Source organism: Acidisphaera rubrifaciens HS-AP3, assembly GCF_000964365.1.
In the GTDB taxonomy this organism is placed as follows: Bacteria; Pseudomonadota; Alphaproteobacteria; order Acetobacterales; family Acetobacteraceae; genus Acidisphaera; species Acidisphaera rubrifaciens.
In genome coordinates this window covers 1-1,891 of sequence record NZ_BANB01000842.1, presented here as the reverse complement: position 1 = coordinate 1,891, position 1,891 = coordinate 1, and the positions used below count along the sequence as shown (strand labels likewise).

At 74.9% G+C, this 1,891-nt stretch carries 3 protein-coding genes; 2 read left to right on the top strand and 1 reads right to left on the bottom strand.

The window, feature by feature from the left end:
• The first annotated feature begins 116 nt into the window (after window positions 1-116).
• Together B8460_RS18385 and B8460_RS18380 are read left to right on the top strand one after the other, a co-directional pair.
• Window positions 117-707, top strand: coding sequence for a nucleoside 2-deoxyribosyltransferase (locus tag B8460_RS18385; protein ID WP_048863075.1), 591 nt, complete (start codon window positions 117-119; stop codon window positions 705-707).
• A 31-nt stretch (window positions 708-738) separates the two neighbouring features.
• Window positions 739-1,392 carry a cupin domain-containing protein gene (locus tag B8460_RS18380; protein ID WP_048863073.1) on the top strand — a complete coding sequence of 218 codons (654 nt, stop codon included), beginning with the start codon at window positions 739-741 and terminating at the stop codon, window positions 1,390-1,392.
• A 12-nt stretch (window positions 1,393-1,404) separates the two neighbouring features.
• Here the strand turns inward: B8460_RS18380 and B8460_RS18375 are convergent.
• A partial coding sequence (locus B8460_RS18375) for a DUF427 domain-containing protein (RefSeq protein WP_307188645.1) occupies window positions 1,405-1,891 on the bottom strand: 487 nt, incomplete at its 5' end.

Below are 1,891 nucleotides of genomic sequence, written 5' to 3'. Positions count from 1 at the left end.
GGCGGCCCGGGGCCTGTATGCCGTGTCGGCCCCGGCGTTGCGCGGCGCGGTCGGTGCGACGCCGTGATCACTTGGCGACGCGCGCGTGACAGGGCAGGGTCGCACGCATGTCGGACATGCGCGCTCCGCCGCGAGTCTATCTGGCAGGCCCGGACGTGTTCCTGCCCGACGCCACGGCGCGTGCCGACGCCCTGAAGGCGATCTGCCGCACCCATGGCCTGCGCGGCGTCTTCCCCCTCGACGCCCCGTCGCCGCCCTTGCCGGACGGGGCCGCCGACGTGCCGGACTGGCACCGCATCGCGCGGGTGAACGAGGCGCATATCCGCGGCGCCGATGCGCTGATCGCCAACCTGACGCCGTTTCGCGGACCGAGCGCCGACGTGGGCACCGTGTTCGAGGTCGGGTTCATGCGCGCGCTCGGCCGCCCGGTGTTCGCGTGGTCGGCCTCGGGCGAGACGTTGCGGGCGCGCAGCGGCGGCGGCCCCCGCGATGCCGACGGCCTGGCCGTGGAGGATTTCGGCCTCGTCGAGAATCTCATGATCCCGGCCGCGATCACCGATTCCGGAGGGCGGCTGCACGCGGCGCCGCTGGCCGACGCGTGGTCCGACCTGTCGCTGTTCGAGGCGTGCGTGCGTGACGCGGCGCGTCTGCTGCTCGCACCCGGGCGCCCCGTCATCGCGGCCGGGCGAATCGGGGGCGCGCCTTGACCGGTCCCCCGCTCCGTGGCCGAGTCCGGCCATGCTGATCAATGCCGATCTCGGCCGCCCCGCCGCCGTGGACAGCGCGGCCCTCGACTGGGTCGCCTCGCCGATCGCGGGCGTGGAGCGCCGCATGCTGGAGCGCGACGGCGACGAGGTCGCGCGCGCGACGTCGCTGGTCCGCTATGCGCCCGGCTCCGCCTTCTCCCCGCACACCCATGGCGCGGGCGAGGAGTTTCTCGTGCTCGACGGCGTGTTCTCCGACGAGACGGGCGACTTCCCGGCCGGCTGGTACGTCCGCAACCCGCCCGGCTCGCGCCACACGCCGGCCAGCGCCCCGGGGGCCACGATCCTCGTCAAGCTGCGGCAGATGCCGCCGGCGGAGACCGCGCATGTCCGCCTGGACACGCGCGATCCCGGGCTGTGGCGCGATCTCGGCGACGGGGTGCGCGGCGCCGTGCTGTTCGAGGCGCCGTGGGAGACCGTCGCGATGCTCCGTCTGCCGCCGGACCATGCGGGGGCGACGGAGACATGGCCCGGCGGGATCGAGCTGTTCGTCGTCGAGGGCGACCTGCTGCTGGACGGCGCGACGATGGGCGCCGGCGCCTGGGTTCGCCGTCCGGCGGGCGCACGGCTCGCGCTGGGCAGCCGGGGCGGGGCGCTGCTGTATCGCAAGACCGGCCATCTCGGCTGAGACGCCGCCGCCTCACCACCACTCGGTGCCGGGCGCGCCCTTGAAGGGGCCGATCAGGTCGGACGTGATCCACCCGCCGTAAAAGCCGCCCGGCTGCGGCACGACGCGCTCGTCGCCGACGAAACACGCATCCATGCGCCCGGCATAGACGGCGATGTGGTCGCGCAGCGCGGCATAGGCGGGCGAGGGGGCCGGATAGAACCAGCCGGCATCCGGCGCGCGCCGCCCGCCGCCGCGCAGCGTCACATAGCGGGCGACGCCCTTCCATTCGCAGAAGCTGCGCCGGTCCGATGCCTCGACCGCGTCCGCGCGGAAGGCGTCGGGCGGCAGGTAATAGGTCGGCGGGTGGGTCGTCTCCAGGATGCGCCACGCCGCCGATGTCTCGGCAATCGTCACGCCGCCCAGCACGATGCGTAGTGGGCGCGGCTCGCGCTCGAGCGCCGGCGGGCGGGGAAAATCGGCCACGCGCAGCAGGCGGGGCGGCGCGCCTGTCGGCGGG

Excerpts from the sequence above, each read along its gene's own strand:
- B8460_RS18385 (WP_048863075.1), top strand. The coding sequence starts at position 117 with ATGCGCGCTCCGCCGCGAGTCTATCTGGCAGGCCCGGACGTGTTCCTG.
- B8460_RS18380 (WP_048863073.1), top strand. The coding sequence starts at position 739 with ATGCTGATCAATGCCGATCTCGGCCGCCCCGCCGCCGTGGACAGCGCG.